We start from the raw sequence: 16,061 nt of genomic DNA on the forward strand, positions 1-16,061 counted from the left end.
CAAGTTGCCTTGTCTGATTTGTCATTTTTGTAAGGCCAAGAATCGCTCTCAAACCCTTTCGATTACTCGTTAACCAATGCTAACTTTCTTCCCTCTTTTCTTATCGCCAGAATTGCTCAGACTCAACTTCTTTCGCTCTCTCAAGCACCCTTCCGTTTGGGTCTGCAAAGGTAGAAACCTTTTCCTATTTTCCAAAACTTATTTTTTTTATTTTTTCTTTCGAAATCCTAAGTTTTGAACCGCTCTACTACCCTTTTCTCTATCCCCGTTGCGGGGTGCAAAAGTAGCAAACTTTTTGACTTTCCGAAAATTTATCTGAAGTTTTTTTGAGTTTCTTTTTTCTCTGCCTTTTCCCCTTTATCCTGCTTCCAAAAACCCACTTCAGTAACCTTTCTAAGAACAATCCCGCTTCCTTATTTGCGGGCTGCAAAGGTAGCCATTTTTTACTCTCCTGCAAGCCTATTCTCACTTTTTACTAACACCTGTGTATAAGATGTTAATTACCAGAGCGAAAAAGTTAAAAAAACCTTTCGCAAATTCGGTTATAGGCTCAAAATTCGAGGTTTCCCACAGTGAAGATCTAAATCAGTCGATTTTTTAGGCAGAAGTTTCTTGCAACAGCATCAATCATCAAAGTGTACAAGCCCCTTTGGATTAATAGATGTGCAGTCTAAAGATTTATCCCACAAAAAAGATACTTTGATGCGTTAGGGGGAGTAGCGGATACCAGCCCGCGCCTAATGCCTTGTGCGCGTATGAGCGGATGACCCGGGCCGCAGGTAACGCCATACTCCGCAATAAGGACTATTAGATAAAGGATTAAGGACAGCTGCAAAAAAAATCGTGCATCTTGCAAAATACAAATTTTACATATCCTTATACTTGGCCGCTACGCAGCTTTGCATGACACCATAAACTATATACCATATATATAGTACAGGCAAACGCGGGCATAGTATATATAGTGCATACACTTTTACGTTATATATATAGTATAGGGTAAAACGAGCCGCCAGGAAGACATGCCCCAAAAACCGGATAAGTTAAAAGATGTTAAAAGCACATACTATATATATAAGGAGCACAAAACACGTTATATATTAGCCCCTAAATAAATAATTGACTGATTTACATTAATCACCTATCTTTGCAAAATGTTTAAAAAACAACTAACGTTATTCACCTGTGTTTTAGCCCTGTTAATTATTACACTGGGAAGTTGTAAAAGCAAATACGAAAAGTTAAGAGCAAGTAACGATTACGCCAAAAAATACCAGGAAGCCATTAAATACTATAATAAACAGGATTATGAAAAAGCCCTTGGTTTATTTGATGTACTGGTTGAGCGCTATCGTGGACGTAGTGCTGCAGAAGACCTATTTTACTACTATGCCTTCACCAACTATAAGTTAAAGGATTATACATCTGCAAGGTTTCACTTTAAAACCTTTGCCGATACTTATCCATCGAGCCCAAGAGCAGAGGAATGTCGCTTCTTTTCGGCATATTGTTATTACCTTGATTCACCTACTTTTTCGCTTGACCAGGAAAATACATTAAAGGCTATTGAAACATTACAGTTGTTTATTAACCTTTATCCTAAAAGCGACCGGGTTACTGAAGCAAGCAAGTTAATACAAAACCTGCGCGACAAACTGGAAATGAAAGCCTATGAAAATGCTAAATTGTATTTAACTATCAGCGATTATCAATCGGCAGTTATTGCTTTTAATAATGTGCTTCGCGATTATCCGGATACCAAATATGGTGAGGAAATTGAATTCCTGACCATAAAAGCACAATACCTGTATGCCGATCATAGCTTTGAAACCAAACAAGTAGACCGTTTTGAACAGGCTATAACTTATGCCCAGCAGTTTAATGATAAGTTCCCGGCAAGCAAATACGGCAACGAAGCTAAGGGTTTAATAAAAGATAGCCAGGCTGGCATTGTAAATGCTAAACGTGTAGAAGCCGAAATATTAACAAATACCAAACTGGCAAAAAAGCTGGCTACAAAGGATACCGTTAAAACACAGCCACCATCAGAAAAGAATCAGGATCAGAAAATACCATATTAAAAAAATTAGATATGACAGCAAATAACACCAACAAACCAGCAGTAGCAAGCAGCACTGTAACCCGCGATTTACGCGAGCTGGACGTTAAAACCAATAACATATATGAGTCGCTTGTGATCATGTCAAAAAGAGCGAACCAGATATCAAACAATATTAAAGAAGAGTTACACCAAAAACTTTCTGAGTTTGCATCATCAAACGATAATCTGGAAGAGGTTTTTGAAAACCGCGAGCAAATCGAGATCTCTAAATACTACGAAAAACTGCCTAAACCATCATTGGTAGCTGTTCAGGAGTTTTTAGATGATAAGGTTTATTACCGCAATCCTTCTAAAGAAGCTTAATAATACCCCGAAAGGGGAAGCAAAAGTTAAAGAATTAAAAACTCCCATATGGGAGTTTTTTTGTTTATTTTTAAATTTTATAATCATTCTCCTAAAGGGAATCAGGGCTTATGCTTGAAGGTAAAAACATCATTCTGGGAGTTTGCGGCAGTATAGCTGCCTATAAATCGGCATTGCTGGTGCGGTTACTGGTAAAGGCCGGTGCCAATGTACAAGTATTGATGACACCAGACGCCACCAGCTTTATAACTCCGCTTACGCTTTCAACGCTCTCTAAAAAACCGGTACTGGTTGATTATTATAAAACCGAAACCGGTGAATGGAATAACCATGTTGAGCTGGGCCTTTGGGCGGATATGCTTATCATAGCCCCTGCAACGGCCAATACCCTGGCAAAAATGGCCAATGGCTTTTGCGATAATTTACTAACAGCCGTTTATCTATCAGCCAAATGCCAGGTGTATTTTGCCCCGGCTATGGACCTGGATATGTGGCTACATACGGCAACCCGGCAAAATGTTAACAGACTGCTATCATTTGGCAATATTTTAATAGCTCCGGGCAATGGCGAACTGGCCAGCGGACTTTATGGCGAAGGCAGACTGGCTGAACCCGAAGAGATTATTGACTTTTTATCGTCGACTGTTAAAAAAAAACTTCTTTTAACTAATCAAAAAATTATGGTTACCGCAGGCCCAACCTATGAGGCTATCGACCCGGTGCGCTTTATAGGCAACCATTCATCAGGCAAAATGGGCTTTGCTATCGCGGATGAACTGGCTAAAATGGGCGCAGATGTTATATTGATTAGCGGACCAACCGCACAGGTAAGCACCCAGCAATCGGTAAAACGGATTGATGTTACCTCGGCTGCCGAAATGCTGGAAGCCTGTTTAACTCATTATAAAGATGCTAAAGCCTGCATTATGAGTGCTGCCGTTGCAGATTATACCCCTGCAACCATCGCGCAGCAAAAAATTAAAAAAAAGGATACCAGTCTTAACATCGAACTAAAAGCCACTACCGATATATTAAAAACCTTAGGCGAACAAAAAGCCGAATGGCAGATCCTGGTGGGTTTTGCACTGGAAACCAACGATGAAGAAATAAACGCGATAACCAAGCTGCAAAAGAAGAACCTGGATTTTATTGTGCTAAATTCGTTAAATGACGCCGGCGCTGGTTTTAAAAAGGATACCAACAAAATAACTATTATTGACCGCGACCTGCAAAAAACCACTTTTGAATTGAAGAGTAAAGAGGGCGTTGCCCATGATATTTGCCTTAAAGTTGCCCAACTAATAAACGGATGAAACAACTATTTCTTTACACAATATTAGCCTGCTTAACTTTCCGTGCCACAGCGCAGGATTTGAATGCACGTGTACAGGTGCTTTCGCCAAAGATACAGGTAAGTAACAAGCGTATTTTCCAAACGCTGGAAACCGCGATGAAGGATTTTTTGAACGGACGCAAATGGAGTGCAGACCAAATAATGCCCCAGGAACGTATAGACTGTAACTTTGTATTGAATATTACCAGCTGGGATGGCGGAAGTGTATTTGGCGCCGAATTGCAGGTACAGTCGTCCAGGCCTGTATATGGTTCGTCATATAGTTCAACCTTGCTGAACATCAACGACCGGGATGTTGATTTTACCTATAATGAAGGTCAAACTATTGATTACAGCGATCAGAATTTCCAGGGTAACCTAAGTTCGGTAATGGCTTTTTATGCCTATATTATTGTAGGGACGGATTATGATACTTTTTCGCGCTATGGCGGTACTCCCTATTTTGCCAACGCCCAAACGGTAGTTGCCAATGCGCAAACCGGCTCATACAAAGGATGGAAAGCCTTTGACGGCAACGTTAACCGCTACTGGTTATCAGAGAATTTGAATAATAAACTTTATGCCCCATTACGTGATTTTATGTATGATTATCACCGTAACGGCCTCGATATTATGGCCGATAACGCCAATAAGGGCCGTAAACTTATCACCTCGTTATTACCCAACCTGCAGCAGATAAACCGGCAGCGCGTTGGCTCTATGTTCCCGCTTATATTTTATACAGCCAAGAGTGATGAGTTTGTATCCCTATATAGCAAAGCCGATCCGCAGGAACGGACGCAGGCTATGAATTTGTTGTTGCAAACAGACCCCGCTAACGGAAATAAGTACCAGACTTTGAAGTAGCAGAAGAATCAAAAGGCAACAATTAAGACTTTTAAATATTTCGTTAAAGTGTGGCGTTCGCAACAGGTGAAACAGCAAAAAACAACATCTATTTAATAATCAACACTTTAACAATTGTCATAAAATCAAAAACGCAACAAAACCGCAACAGTAACTTAAAAATAACACTAAGGTGCCTGATCTGCCGATGTTCAAATCAACCGGTTCAAGAGTGCAGCAATCCCATAGTGTTAAGTCAATAGTACTAAGTCGTAAGTTTAGCCTGATTTGTTCTTTTCGACTTCGAACTTAAGACTTTCGACTAAAGGCTAACGTCAATTCAAGGTTGACAGCCAGTCTGCCGGTTTAATAATGGTGTTGCCTGCGGCCCGGGCTTTACGCTTATACTGCACAGGCATTAGTCACGAGGCCGGTATCCGCTTCAATCCCTAACACGAAAACTTGTCAGAAGTTCCCCGCACCTCGCAACCGGATCCCCGCAACCCGATCCCCGCCTCCCACCAAAACTCTTTCTAAAAAATATTTTTTCACAAATCCTTGCATATACGAAACCTATCGTAGATATTTGTACGAAGAAATTCGTATAACACTAAAATGGATATAAAACCAACAGAAAGCGAGCTCGAAATTTTACAGGTGATCTGGAGAATGGGGCAATGTACCGTACGCGATGTGCACGAGGAATTAGCCAAAACAAAAGACGCCGGTTACACCACAACCTTAAAACTGATGCAGATTATGCATGACAAAGGTTTGGTGGAACGCGATACCTCGTCAAAAACTCATTTGTACAAAGCTTTATTTAGCCAGGAACAGGCGCAAAGCAACGCTTTGGATAAAATATTGTCTACTGTATTTAAAGGGTCCACATCCGACCTTGTAATACAGGCGCTTGGGCAGCACCGTGCGTCTAAGGACGAGATAGATGCTATTAAGAATTTTCTTAACCAGTTTGATCAGCATAAAAAATAAAACGTTATGGAAAGTGTATTCTATAATATAAGCCAGGTTTTGGGTATCACTATTATCCACTCTTTATGGCAGGGTTTATTGGTTTGGTTTGCGTTGCGTTTATTATTCGCCTGCGCGCCATCGCTATCATCTATAAAAAAGCATAATGCTGCAATGGCGGCTATGCTTGCCATAAGTGCATGGTTTGCTTACACTTTTGTAAGCCAGCTGCATGCACACATATGGATCGATTTTTCAGCAGCCAGCTCGCCAGTTTTATTACCACATTTTACTTTCCCCTTAACTATTGCAACCCACGCTGTTACATCATCATATTATAATTATGTAATAGAGGGGTATCTGCCCTATATATCTACCGTTTACTTTATCGGGCTTGCTTTTAATATACTAAGAATGGGCATCAACTGGCAAAAGTTGAACCATATTAAAAACACCATGATACCTGCCGACAGGCTGCAGGATTATATTGATTCGCTTTGCGAACAATTACGAATTAGCCGTTATGTGAGTGTAAACATCAGTCGGTATGTTGATGTACCTTGCATGATCGGTTTTTTTAGTCCGATTATACTCTTACCAATTTCATTAACAACCTATTTATCAACCGAAGAAATAAAAGCCATTTTACTGCACGAGCTATCGCACATAAAACGTAACGATTACCTGCTTAACATGGTACAGCAGTTTATAAGTATACTGCTTTTCTTTAATCCCTTTGCCCAACTAATTAACAGGATAATAAACCAGGAACGCGAAAACCGGTGCGACGACCTGGTAGTACAAACAACCGCCCAGCCTTTAGTGTATGCGCATGCACTATTAAAGCTGGAGCAAACAAGGCAGGTAAACCTGCAAATGGCCCTTGCCGCCACCGGCAAAAAATATCATTTATTAACCAGAATTGAACGTATCATGAACACAAAGAAACCAATAGGCAACATACGCCATCTTTTAGTGGCCGTTGCAATAATAGCGGCAAGCATCAGCAGTATTGCCTGGCTAAATCCTACTATCGCCAACGGTAAAATATCGATAAAAAAAGTACGGGTAACTTATCCGGCTGTATTGAAAGATTTACTTGCGGATACTACCCACAAAAAAGTTGCTAAAGCTAAAAAAACTGTAGCTACTAAAACGGCATTACGCAACAAGCGGATTGCAGAAGAGCGATATAACAACTTTAATGATGCCGAATTGAACCGGCTGACTGCCGAAGTTGAAAAATATGCTCAACAAATAGACAAATTTTATGATAGCCCCGGGTTTAGGGATCAGCAAAAACTGATGGAAGAAAAAGCTGAGGCTATGGAAAAATTTTACAATAGCCCGCAATTGAAAAGAATGCAGGAAGACCAGGAAAAAATAGCCGAAGATTTTCAAAAAAACTGGGGCGAAACCGGTGAGACCAGTAAGCTGGGTGACCAAATGGGTAAAATGGGCGAAAAAATTGGGGCATATTACAATAGCCCCGAGTTTAAGCGAATGAATGACGAGCTCAGGAAAAAATATGGTATTAAAGGCAACTATCATGACGATAACAAGGATGAGAATTACAAAAAATACCAGGAGGAATTGCAAAGTAAAGTTTCGCCCGAGATAAAAGAGCAAGCTGAGCAGCTGAAAAAGATGGGCGAAGAGATGCGCAACCATTTCGACTCGCCTGAGTTTCGCAAAAAAAGTGACGAACTGCGGATGATGAGCGATAGCTTAAGAAAAGCATACCATAACCCCGCAATGGAAGAGCAAAAACAGGAAATGAAAAAACTTGGTGAAAAAATGCGGGCTTACCAGGATAATGCCGAAATTAAACAGGCAAAGGCACGGTTGCAGCAAGCCAGCAAAAAACTAAGGGAATATACCAGTAGTCCCGATTTTAAAAAACGCATGGCTGACGCGCGTAAAGCGGCTGACGCTGCAAGTGAAGAAAACTAATTGAAGGTTAACTGGTATATTTAAAATATCCCAACACATTTAACTAAATAACTTAGCAATAATTCATTAAATTTTATTTTAAAGAACGGTAATTCGTACTTTAGTATCCTTAATAAAATAAGGATACTTTTTTTATGCTTCAAAAGCTAACCATCAATAATTACGCGCTGATTGATAACCTGGAGATAAGTTTTGGTGAAGGCCTTAACATCCTTACCGGCGAAACCGGCGCAGGTAAATCCATCATATTGGGTGCCCTATCGCTTATTTTGGGTCAGCGTGCCGAAAGCCGTTATTTTTTTAATCAGCAAAAAAAATGTGTTATTGAAGGTTCGTTTAAAATAAGCGGATTTCAGTTAAGTTCATTTTTTGAAGAAAACGACCTGGATTATGAGGCCGAAACCGTTTTACGCCGCGAGATCTCTGCCGATGGAAAATCGCGGGCTTTTGTGAACGATACCCCGGTTAACCTTACCGCGCTTAAACAATTGGGCGAAAAACTGATCGATATCCACTCACAACATGCCACACTGGAGATCAACGATCCGGAATTTCAGTTACTGGTGGTTGATTCGGTTGCCAGGCATGATGACCTGCTGAATGATTACCGGAATAAATACCGCACGTTTAAAAAAGACACCGGCAAGCTTGCCCAATTAATAGCCGAAAGTGACAAAGCCAAAGCCGATCTTGATTACTTTCAGTTCCAGTTTGATGAGTTAGAGAAGGTTAGCCTTAGCGCTGATGAGCAGGAACCGCTGGAAAAAGAGTTATACGCATTAAATAATGCCGAGGAAATAAAGCGCAACCTATATGGTGCTTATTACCTGATACAGGAAAGTGAGACGGCGGCACTTTCTCAACTGCGTGAGGCCGGGCAACAATTAGGTACCCTGGAAAAATTCGATTCGCAAATTGAGGAATTGCATCAGCGATTGAACAGCACCATCATCGAACTAAAAGATATAGCTGCCGAAGTTGAGCAAATAGAACAAAAAACCCATACTAATGAGGCCCGGGTTGATGAAATTAATACACGCCTGAGTTTGATATATAACCTGCAAAAAAAGCATCGTGTAAACAGCAATACCGAACTTCTACAGATCCAGGATGAGCTGTCTGAAAAGATCCGGCAGGCATTATTCAGCGATGAAACTATTGAAAAACTGCAAAAACAGCTAGCTGCAGATAAAGCTGAACTTGAAAAACTTGCAGCTAAGCTAACGACCAACCGCCTAAAAGCCATCCCTGCTATTGAAAAACAGGTGATTAATACACTTGCGGAAATGGGCATGGGTAACTCGACGTTGAAAATTGAACAAACGCAGCCCCCCCAGCCCTCTAAAGGGGGAGCTTTTGATTTGCAAGGCGGTGCCGTACTTACCAAAGATGGTGCAGATCAGGTCCGCTTTTTATTCTCGGCCAATAAAGGCCATGCGCTGGCCGAGATGAGCAAGGTTGCATCTGGTGGTGAGCTTTCCAGGCTAATGCTGAGTATTAAATCTATCATTGCAAAATACACCGCTCTGCCAACTATTATTTTTGACGAGATAGATACAGGGGTATCCGGCGAGATAGCCAATAAAGTGGGCACCATAATGGAGCGCCTGGCCGATAACCTGCAGGTAATTACAATTACTCACCTACCTCAAATTGCCAGCAAGGGCAAAAACCATTATTTTGTTTATAAAGACGATAGTGCTGTAACAACCTATACCCGTATTAAACAAATTGATAACCACGAACGCGTTTTGGAAATTGCCAAAATGCTAAGTGGCGATAAACCGGGCGAAAGCGCCTTGCAGAATGCGAGGGAATTACTTGGATAATTAAAGGTTATCATAAACAGGTCATGCCGAATTTATTTCGGCATCCCACAGGACAGTTCTTCTGCATGGCGTACACTATACTTGTAAGATGCTGAAATAAATTCAGCATGACTTTTTCTTCAATAACCGCAAACTGATAACTGCCTACTAATTAAAAATAATTATAACTTTACCCGAATTACAGAAAACTCAAAACATGGCTTATAATTTATTAAAGGGCAAAAAAGGTATCATATTTGGTGCCCTCAATGAGCAATCCATCGCCTGGAAAGTAGCGCAGCGCGCAGTACAGGAAGGTGCCGAAATTGTATTATCAAATGCGCCTATCGCATTACGCATGGGCGAACTCAATAAACTGGCAGAAGAGTGCAATGCCCCTATCATAGGTGCCGATGTTACCAGCAATGATGATATCAACAACCTTTTCACCAAAACCAAAGAGCACTTTGGCGGTGGTGTTGATTTCATCCTCCACTCTATCGGGATGAGTATCAATGTTCGCAAAAACATCCCTTATCCCGAAAATAATTACGATTTCACGCATAAAGGCTTTGATATTTCGGCGCTAAGCCTGCACCGTATACTACAGGCTGCTATGAAACATGATGCCATTAATGAATGGGGGTCTGTATTGGCTTTAAGTTATATAGCAGGGCAGCGCTATTTCCCAGGTTATAATGACATGGCCGATAATAAAGCGGTATTGGAAAGTATTGCCCGTAACTTTGGTTACGAGTACGGCGTGAGCAAAAAAGTTCGTGTTAATACCATTTCACAATCCCCTACCCGCACCACAGCCGGATCGGGCGTGAAAGGCTTTGACGGCTTTATTGATTTTGCCGAAAAAATGAGCCCGCTTGGTAATGCTGATGCGGACCAATGTGCCGATTATTGCGTATCCATGTTCAGCGATCTGACCAAAATGGTAACCATGCAAAATCTTTTCCACGATGGTGGCTTCTCCTTTACCGGCGTGACACAGGCTGTTATTGACCAGATGGGGAAATAAGCTTAAAGCCAAAGGCACAAAGCCGAAAGCTAAAAGCTAATTTATAATTCCATAAAAAAGGAGCCCTGCATTTACATTTGCAGGGCTCCTTTTTTATTAGATAATTCTGGATTAAGCTGGCGTTGAATCAACCAACACAACCTTTACCTTAATATCCAAAGTAGGTGCTGCACTTAGCTGGCTTCCATCAGAATTTTGGGCATACAGAATAACCTTACCTACCGAATAAGTGTAGCTGTATGCTATACCATTGTAGGTTTCGGGAAGTGCTTCATAAGTTGTGCCGCCATCATAAGAAATATAAACCAGCACACCTCCATTGGCCTGGGCATAACCATCCTGTTCGGGCAAATTACCCAGTGTTGATGAATACGATAAATTTCCTTGGTCATCTGTGGTAGCTTTCCAGCCGGTGGTACCTTTTACATCATAAAATGCGGTTACGTTAGCGGGTGTGATATACTTTTTTGTACATGAGGTTGCCGCTATTAAAACAGTGCAGCAAATTAAAGTCAAGATTTTTTTCATAACGTTTCGATTGTATATACTGTAAGAACAATATAATTTAAAAAGGTTTAACGTTTTTTGATTTATTTTATTTCAAAAATATTGGCTGCTCATTGTGTTATATATGGCTCAAGCTGCTTTCTCCATAAGTAGTAACCATAAAGAGTTAGGTGTACGCCATCTGTTGTGGCAAGGGAATTTACCAACCACATAAAACAATATAGGTTGATATCTAAGCATAGGTGATTCGGCTTAAAGATAAATTAACAATAATATCTCAACAAAAAACCCCGCCTGCCTAAGCAAACGGGGTTGTATTTTAAATAAGTAAGCGATTATTTCTGCTCTTCTTTTGTCGGAGTTTTGCTTTCACCTTTTTCGTCGGTGATCTTGATCTCGTTTGTTTCCTTATCAAAATCAACCTTCATGATATCACCTTCGCTTAGTTCACCTTTAAGGATCTCTTCGGCAATTGGATCTTCCAAATATTTCTGGATGGCACGTTTTAACGGGCGTGCACCAAATTGCGAATCGTAACCTTTTTCGGCAATAAACTCTTTGGCGGCTTCGGTTAGCTCAATTTTGTATCCTAAAGCATTAACGCGGCTAAACAGGTATGCCAGTTCAATATCGATGATCTTGAAGATCTCTTCTTTACCTAACGAGTTAAACACAATAACATCATCAATACGGTTCAGGAACTCAGGAGCAAAAGCACGTTTTAAAGCGTTTTCGATAACACCTCTTGAGTGTGTATCGGCCTGTAAAGTTTTTGCATTGGTATTGAAACCTACACCCTGGCCAAAATCTTTCAGCTGGCGGGCGCCAATATTTGAGGTCATGATGATAATGGTGTTCCTGAAATCAACCTTACGGCCTAATGAATCAGTTAACTGGCCTTCATCCAATACCTGCAACAATATGTTAAATACATCTGGGTGAGCTTTTTCAATCTCATCCAATAATATTACAGCATATGGTTTACGGCGTACTTTTTCGGTCAATTGTCCGCCTTCTTCATAACCTACATAACCCGGAGGCGCTCCAACTAAACGGGATACCGCAAATTTCTCCATGTACTCGCTCATATCAATTTGTATCAGCGCGTCTTCGGTATCAAACATAAAACGGGCAAGCTCTTTTGCAAGCTCGGTTTTACCAACACCTGTAGGGCCTAAGAAAATAAATGAACCAATTGGTTTTTTAGGATCTTTTAAGCCGGCACGTGTACGTTGTATAGCACGGGTTAATTTTTTGATAGCTTCATCCTGGCCAATAATCTTGCTGGCAACAGTATCGCTCATGTGCAATAGCTTTTGGCTATCTGCCTGGCCAACCCTTTGTACAGGGATGCCTGTCATCATTGATACTACTTCGGCAACATTATCTTCGGTTACGGTATAACGTTTTGATTTTGTTTCGGCCTCCCAAACAGCTTTGGCCTGATCAAGCTCTGCAATCAAATTCTTTTCAGTATCGCGCAGTTGTGCAGCCTCTTCGTATTTCTGGCTGCGTACAACCTTGTTTTTCTCAATCTTAATCTGCTCTATCTTTTGCTCAATATCCAGTATATTTTGTGGTACATGAATATTGGTTAAGTGCACGCGTGAGCCCGATTCGTCCAAAGCATCGATAGCCTTATCCGGTAAAAACCTATCGGTAATGTAACGGGTAGTTAAGTTAACGCAGGCATTAATAGCTTCGGGAGTATAGGTTACACCATGGTGCTCTTCGTATTTTTCTTTGATCCTGTTCAGGATCTCGATAGTTTCAACGGGAGTAGCCGGCTCAACCATTACCTTTTGGAAACGGCGATCCAAAGCTCCATCTTTCTCGATATACTGACGGTACTCATCTAAAGTTGTTGCGCCAATGCATTGTATCTCGCCCCTTGCCAAAGCAGGTTTAAACATATTTGATGCATCAAGCGAGCCTGAAGCACCGCCCGCACCTACTATAGTATGAATCTCATCAATAAACAAAATTACATCAGGTGATTTTTCCAGTTCGTTCATCACCGCTTTCATCCGTTCTTCAAACTGACCGCGGTATTTTGTGCCGGCAACCAGTGAAGCCAGATCAAGCGTTACCACGCGTTTGTTGAACAATACACGCGATACTTTACGCTGAACAATACGCAGTGCCAGTCCTTCGGCAATAGCCGATTTACCAACACCTGGCTCGCCTATTAATATAGGGTTGTTCTTTTTACGGCGCGACAGGATCTGTGATACCCTTTCGATCTCTTTTTCACGACCAACAATAGGGTCAAGTTTACCATCTTCGGCAGCGCGGGTTAAATCGCGGCCAAAGTTGTCCAATACCGGTGTTTTTGATTTAATGTCTGACACCTTTTTAGGCTGGCTAAATGATTCTTCTTCTTTAAAGTCATCATCACCACCGGTTGGCGATCCGGGCATTTCGTCAGTTACATCGTTTTTATGTGATTCTACTTCACCTTTAAACACCTCGTAGTTTACGTTAAACTGCACCAATATCTGCGATGCGATATTATCCTCATCGCGCAATATAGATAGCAGCAGGTGCTCGGTTCCAATTACATCACTTTTAAATATTTTGGCTTCCAGATAAGTTATTTTTAATACCTTCTCGGCCTGCTTGGTTAGTGGGATACTGCCAATATGTACATTTGTTCCAATGGTACCTTTAACAGCATCTTCAACAGCGCGGCGAAGTTTCGTAGTATCAACATTCAAACCTTTCAGCAATTTAATTGCTACGCCGTCTCCATCCCGGATAAGGCCCAGTAAAAGATGCTCCGTTCCTATATAGTCGTGCCCAAGGCGCAATGCCTCTTCTCTGCTATATTGAATAACATCTTTAACCCTCGGCGAAAATTTAGCTTCCATATATACCTTTCATTATTATGAACGTCCTAATCTATAAATTTTTTACAAACACGACGTATGACTTAACATTTATCAACAATATTGCCAACATTTAACACTTTGCAGAAACAGACATTCATATGATACGCAAGCTATTAAAGTTTGGGGTTAATTGATAATTTTTATCAAAAAATTCAACAATCACCAAATTCTTTTACAATATACAAACGAAACATACCATTTTGATACAAAAATTTCAAAATAGTTTAAACATTGTGTTAATTAATTATAAATCATATGCTAAAACAGGCATTTCGTCATACCGTATGTCATTTAGGCATTAACATTATCTTTATTCAATGTTTACATATATATACGCAAAATCAAACCAAACAGTTGCCACTTTGCTATGTTAAACGCAATTAAATACTTACAAGTATGTATAAATCATCAAGTATTTAAAATAGCAGTAAATATTTTTTCTGTCGCCTGTTTTTTTAGGTAATCAATCAATTTTGGCTCATATTTGAATTCTTTTTTTAATCAATTATAATGGCAGACGAAAAGATCATTTTTTCAATGGCAGGGGTTAGCAAAGTTTATCCCCCGCAAAAAACAGTTTTAAAAAACATTTATCTCTCGTTTTTCTATGGTGCCAAAATTGGCGTTATCGGTTTAAACGGCTCGGGTAAATCATCTTTATTAAAAATTATAGCAGGAATTGATAAGACCAATATAGGCGAGGTTGTTTTTTCGCCGGGCTATACAGTAGGCTACCTAAGCCAGGAACCCGAGCTTGATGCTAACAAAACCGTGCGCGAAATTGTGGAAGAAGGCGTTGCCGAAACCACGGCCTTGTTAAAGGAATACGAAGAGATTAACGAGAAATTTGGCCTGGAAGAATACTACAGCGATGCCGACAAAATGGATAAACTGATGAATCGCCAGGGCGAATTACAGGATCAGATTGATGCCGTAAACGCCTGGGAACTGGATACTAAACTGGAGCGCGCTATGGATGCCCTGCGCTGCCCCGAGCCTGATACCAAAATTTCGGTACTATCTGGAGGCGAACGCCGCCGGGTGGCCTTATGCCGCTTATTATTAAAAGAACCGGATGTTTTACTGCTTGATGAGCCTACCAACCACCTGGATGCCGAATCTATTGATTGGCTGGAGCAACATTTACAACAATATAAAGGTACTGTTATAGCCGTAACGCACGACAGATACTTTTTGGATAACGTAGCCGGATGGATCCTGGAGCTTGACCGTGGAGAAGGAATCCCATGGAAGGGAAATTATTCCTCATGGCTGGATCAGAAAGCCAAACGCCTGGCCCAGGAAGATAAGAGCGAAAGCAAACGCCAGAAAACCCTGGAACGCGAGCTGGAATGGGTACGCATGGGACCAAAAGGCCGTCATGCCAAATCAAAAGCGCGTTTAGGTAATTACGAAAAACTGGCATCCGAAGAAACCAAAGAACGGGAGGATAAACTGGAGCTATTTATCCCGCCAGGCCCGCGTTTGGGTAACATCGTAATTGAGGCCAATGGTGTAAGCAAGTCATATGGCGACAAATTATTGTTTGACAACCTGAGCTTCTCGCTGCCTCCTGCGGGTATAGTAGGCATTATAGGTCCCAACGGTGCAGGTAAAACCACCCTGTTCCGTTTAATTACCGGACAGGACCAGCCGGATGCAGGCACCTTCCGCGTAGGTCCAACCGTTGCCTTGGGATATGTTGACCAGATGCATGATGACCTTGACCCCAACAAATCTGTTTGGGAAAACGTTACCGGCGGACTGGAAACCATCATGGTAGGCAACAAGCCGCTAAACTCACGAGCCTACGTTTCCAAATTCAACTTTAACGGCGCCGATCAGCAGAAAAAGGTAGGTGTATTATCGGGCGGCGAACGTAACCGGGTACACTTATCTATCACCCTAAAAAAAGGATCAAACGTACTGCTGCTGGATGAGCCCACCAATGATATTGACGTAAATACCTTACGTGCTTTGGAAGAGGCCCTTGAAAACTTTGGTGGCTGCGCCGTAGTCATCAGTCACGATCGCTGGTTCCTGGATAGGATTTGCACCCACATCCTGGCGTTTGAAGGCAACTCGCAGGTTTACTTTTTTGAAGGAAACTATTCTGATTACGAAGAGAACAAGAAAAAACGTTTAGGTGATATTGCGCCTAAGAGGATTAAGTATAAAAAGTTGACGGTGTAAAGGCATCCCCTTTAATGCCCCGCTTAACTGTCTCGTCATTGCGATGAACGAAGCAATCCCCACTATGCAGGTTCGCCCTGTAGGCTGGTGATTGCTTCGTTCA

The 16,061-nt window shown here is 41.3% G+C and carries 11 protein-coding genes; 9 read left to right on the forward strand and 2 right to left on the reverse strand.

From position 1 onward, the window contains the following. Positions 1-1,154 precede the first annotated feature (1,154 nt). From AC1DO4_RS05635 to AC1DO4_RS05670, 8 genes are all read left to right on the forward strand, one after another. Complete coding sequence (locus tag AC1DO4_RS05635; protein WP_477413722.1) at positions 1,155-2,081, forward strand: outer membrane protein assembly factor BamD; 927 nt, start codon at positions 1,155-1,157, stop codon at positions 2,079-2,081. Between the two features lie 11 nt (positions 2,082-2,092). Further along, positions 2,093-2,425 carry a DNA-directed RNA polymerase subunit omega gene (locus AC1DO4_RS05640; RefSeq protein ID WP_295714930.1) on the forward strand — a complete coding sequence of 111 codons (333 nt, stop codon included), beginning with the start codon at positions 2,093-2,095 and terminating at the stop codon, positions 2,423-2,425. Between the two features lie 110 nt (positions 2,426-2,535). Further along, positions 2,536-3,738: a bifunctional phosphopantothenoylcysteine decarboxylase/phosphopantothenate--cysteine ligase CoaBC gene (gene coaBC, locus AC1DO4_RS05645; RefSeq protein WP_477413724.1), complete on the forward strand. Its 1,203-nt coding sequence runs from the start codon at positions 2,536-2,538 to the stop codon at positions 3,736-3,738. Beyond that, complete coding sequence (gene porD, locus AC1DO4_RS05650; RefSeq protein ID WP_477413726.1) at positions 3,735-4,625, forward strand: type IX secretion system protein PorD; 891 nt, start codon at positions 3,735-3,737, stop codon at positions 4,623-4,625. The genes coaBC and porD overlap by 4 nt, the downstream gene beginning before the upstream one ends. A gap of 594 nt (positions 4,626-5,219) precedes the next feature. After that, positions 5,220-5,597 (forward strand): BlaI/MecI/CopY family transcriptional regulator, encoded by a 378-nt coding sequence (locus tag AC1DO4_RS05655; protein ID WP_477406953.1) that lies wholly within the window; start codon positions 5,220-5,222, stop codon positions 5,595-5,597. 6 nt (positions 5,598-5,603) lie between these two features. Beyond that, entirely contained in the window at positions 5,604-7,529 is a 1,926-nt protein-coding gene (locus AC1DO4_RS05660; RefSeq protein WP_477413728.1) for a M56 family metallopeptidase, read from the forward strand. A 134-nt stretch (positions 7,530-7,663) separates the two neighbouring features. Then, on the forward strand, positions 7,664-9,358 hold the full coding sequence (recN, locus tag AC1DO4_RS05665) for a DNA repair protein RecN (protein ID WP_477413730.1): 1,695 nt from the start codon (positions 7,664-7,666) through the stop codon (positions 9,356-9,358). 196 nt (positions 9,359-9,554) lie between these two features. Beyond that, a complete protein-coding gene (locus AC1DO4_RS05670; protein ID WP_184550053.1) occupies positions 9,555-10,367 on the forward strand; it encodes an enoyl-ACP reductase FabI in 813 nt (270 codons plus the stop codon). A gap of 111 nt (positions 10,368-10,478) precedes the next feature. Here AC1DO4_RS05670 and AC1DO4_RS05675 read toward each other — a convergent pair whose 3' ends face one another. Beyond that, complete coding sequence (locus AC1DO4_RS05675; RefSeq protein WP_477413732.1) at positions 10,479-10,895, reverse strand: hypothetical protein; 417 nt, start codon at positions 10,893-10,895, stop codon at positions 10,479-10,481. A 314-nt stretch (positions 10,896-11,209) separates the two neighbouring features. Further along, the gene (locus tag AC1DO4_RS05680) at positions 11,210-13,744 is read right to left on the reverse strand and encodes an ATP-dependent Clp protease ATP-binding subunit (protein ID WP_477413734.1); all 2,535 of its coding nucleotides are present in this window, start codon (positions 13,742-13,744) and stop codon (positions 11,210-11,212) included. Positions 13,745-14,275: 531 nt separating this feature from the next. Between AC1DO4_RS05680 and ettA the strand changes: the two genes are divergently transcribed. Continuing rightward, positions 14,276-15,958: an energy-dependent translational throttle protein EttA gene (gene ettA, locus AC1DO4_RS05685; RefSeq protein ID WP_477405759.1), complete on the forward strand. Its 1,683-nt coding sequence runs from the start codon at positions 14,276-14,278 to the stop codon at positions 15,956-15,958. Positions 15,959-16,061 lie beyond the last annotated feature (103 nt).

The organism is Mucilaginibacter sp. P5_A6 (assembly GCF_056400585.1).

What these genes read in the sequence shown, in the direction of transcription:
- AC1DO4_RS05635 (WP_477413722.1), top strand. Translation starts at nt 1,155, where the DNA reads ATGTTTAAAAAACAACTAACGTTATTCACCTGTGTTTTAGCCCTGTTA.
- AC1DO4_RS05640 (WP_295714930.1), top strand. Translation starts at nt 2,093, where the DNA reads ATGACAGCAAATAACACCAACAAACCAGCAGTAGCAAGCAGCACTGTA.
- coaBC (WP_477413724.1), top strand. Translation starts at nt 2,536, where the DNA reads ATGCTTGAAGGTAAAAACATCATTCTGGGAGTTTGCGGCAGTATAGCT.
- porD (WP_477413726.1), top strand. Translation starts at nt 3,735, where the DNA reads ATGAAACAACTATTTCTTTACACAATATTAGCCTGCTTAACTTTCCGT.
- AC1DO4_RS05655 (WP_477406953.1), top strand. Translation starts at nt 5,220, where the DNA reads ATGGATATAAAACCAACAGAAAGCGAGCTCGAAATTTTACAGGTGATC.
- AC1DO4_RS05660 (WP_477413728.1), top strand. Translation starts at nt 5,604, where the DNA reads ATGGAAAGTGTATTCTATAATATAAGCCAGGTTTTGGGTATCACTATT.
- recN (WP_477413730.1), top strand. Translation starts at nt 7,664, where the DNA reads ATGCTTCAAAAGCTAACCATCAATAATTACGCGCTGATTGATAACCTG.
- AC1DO4_RS05670 (WP_184550053.1), top strand. Translation starts at nt 9,555, where the DNA reads ATGGCTTATAATTTATTAAAGGGCAAAAAAGGTATCATATTTGGTGCC.
- AC1DO4_RS05675 (WP_477413732.1), bottom strand. Translation starts at nt 10,895, where the DNA reads ATGAAAAAAATCTTGACTTTAATTTGCTGCACTGTTTTAATAGCGGCA.
- AC1DO4_RS05680 (WP_477413734.1), bottom strand. Translation starts at nt 13,744, where the DNA reads ATGGAAGCTAAATTTTCGCCGAGGGTTAAAGATGTTATTCAATATAGC.
- ettA (WP_477405759.1), top strand. Translation starts at nt 14,276, where the DNA reads ATGGCAGACGAAAAGATCATTTTTTCAATGGCAGGGGTTAGCAAAGTT.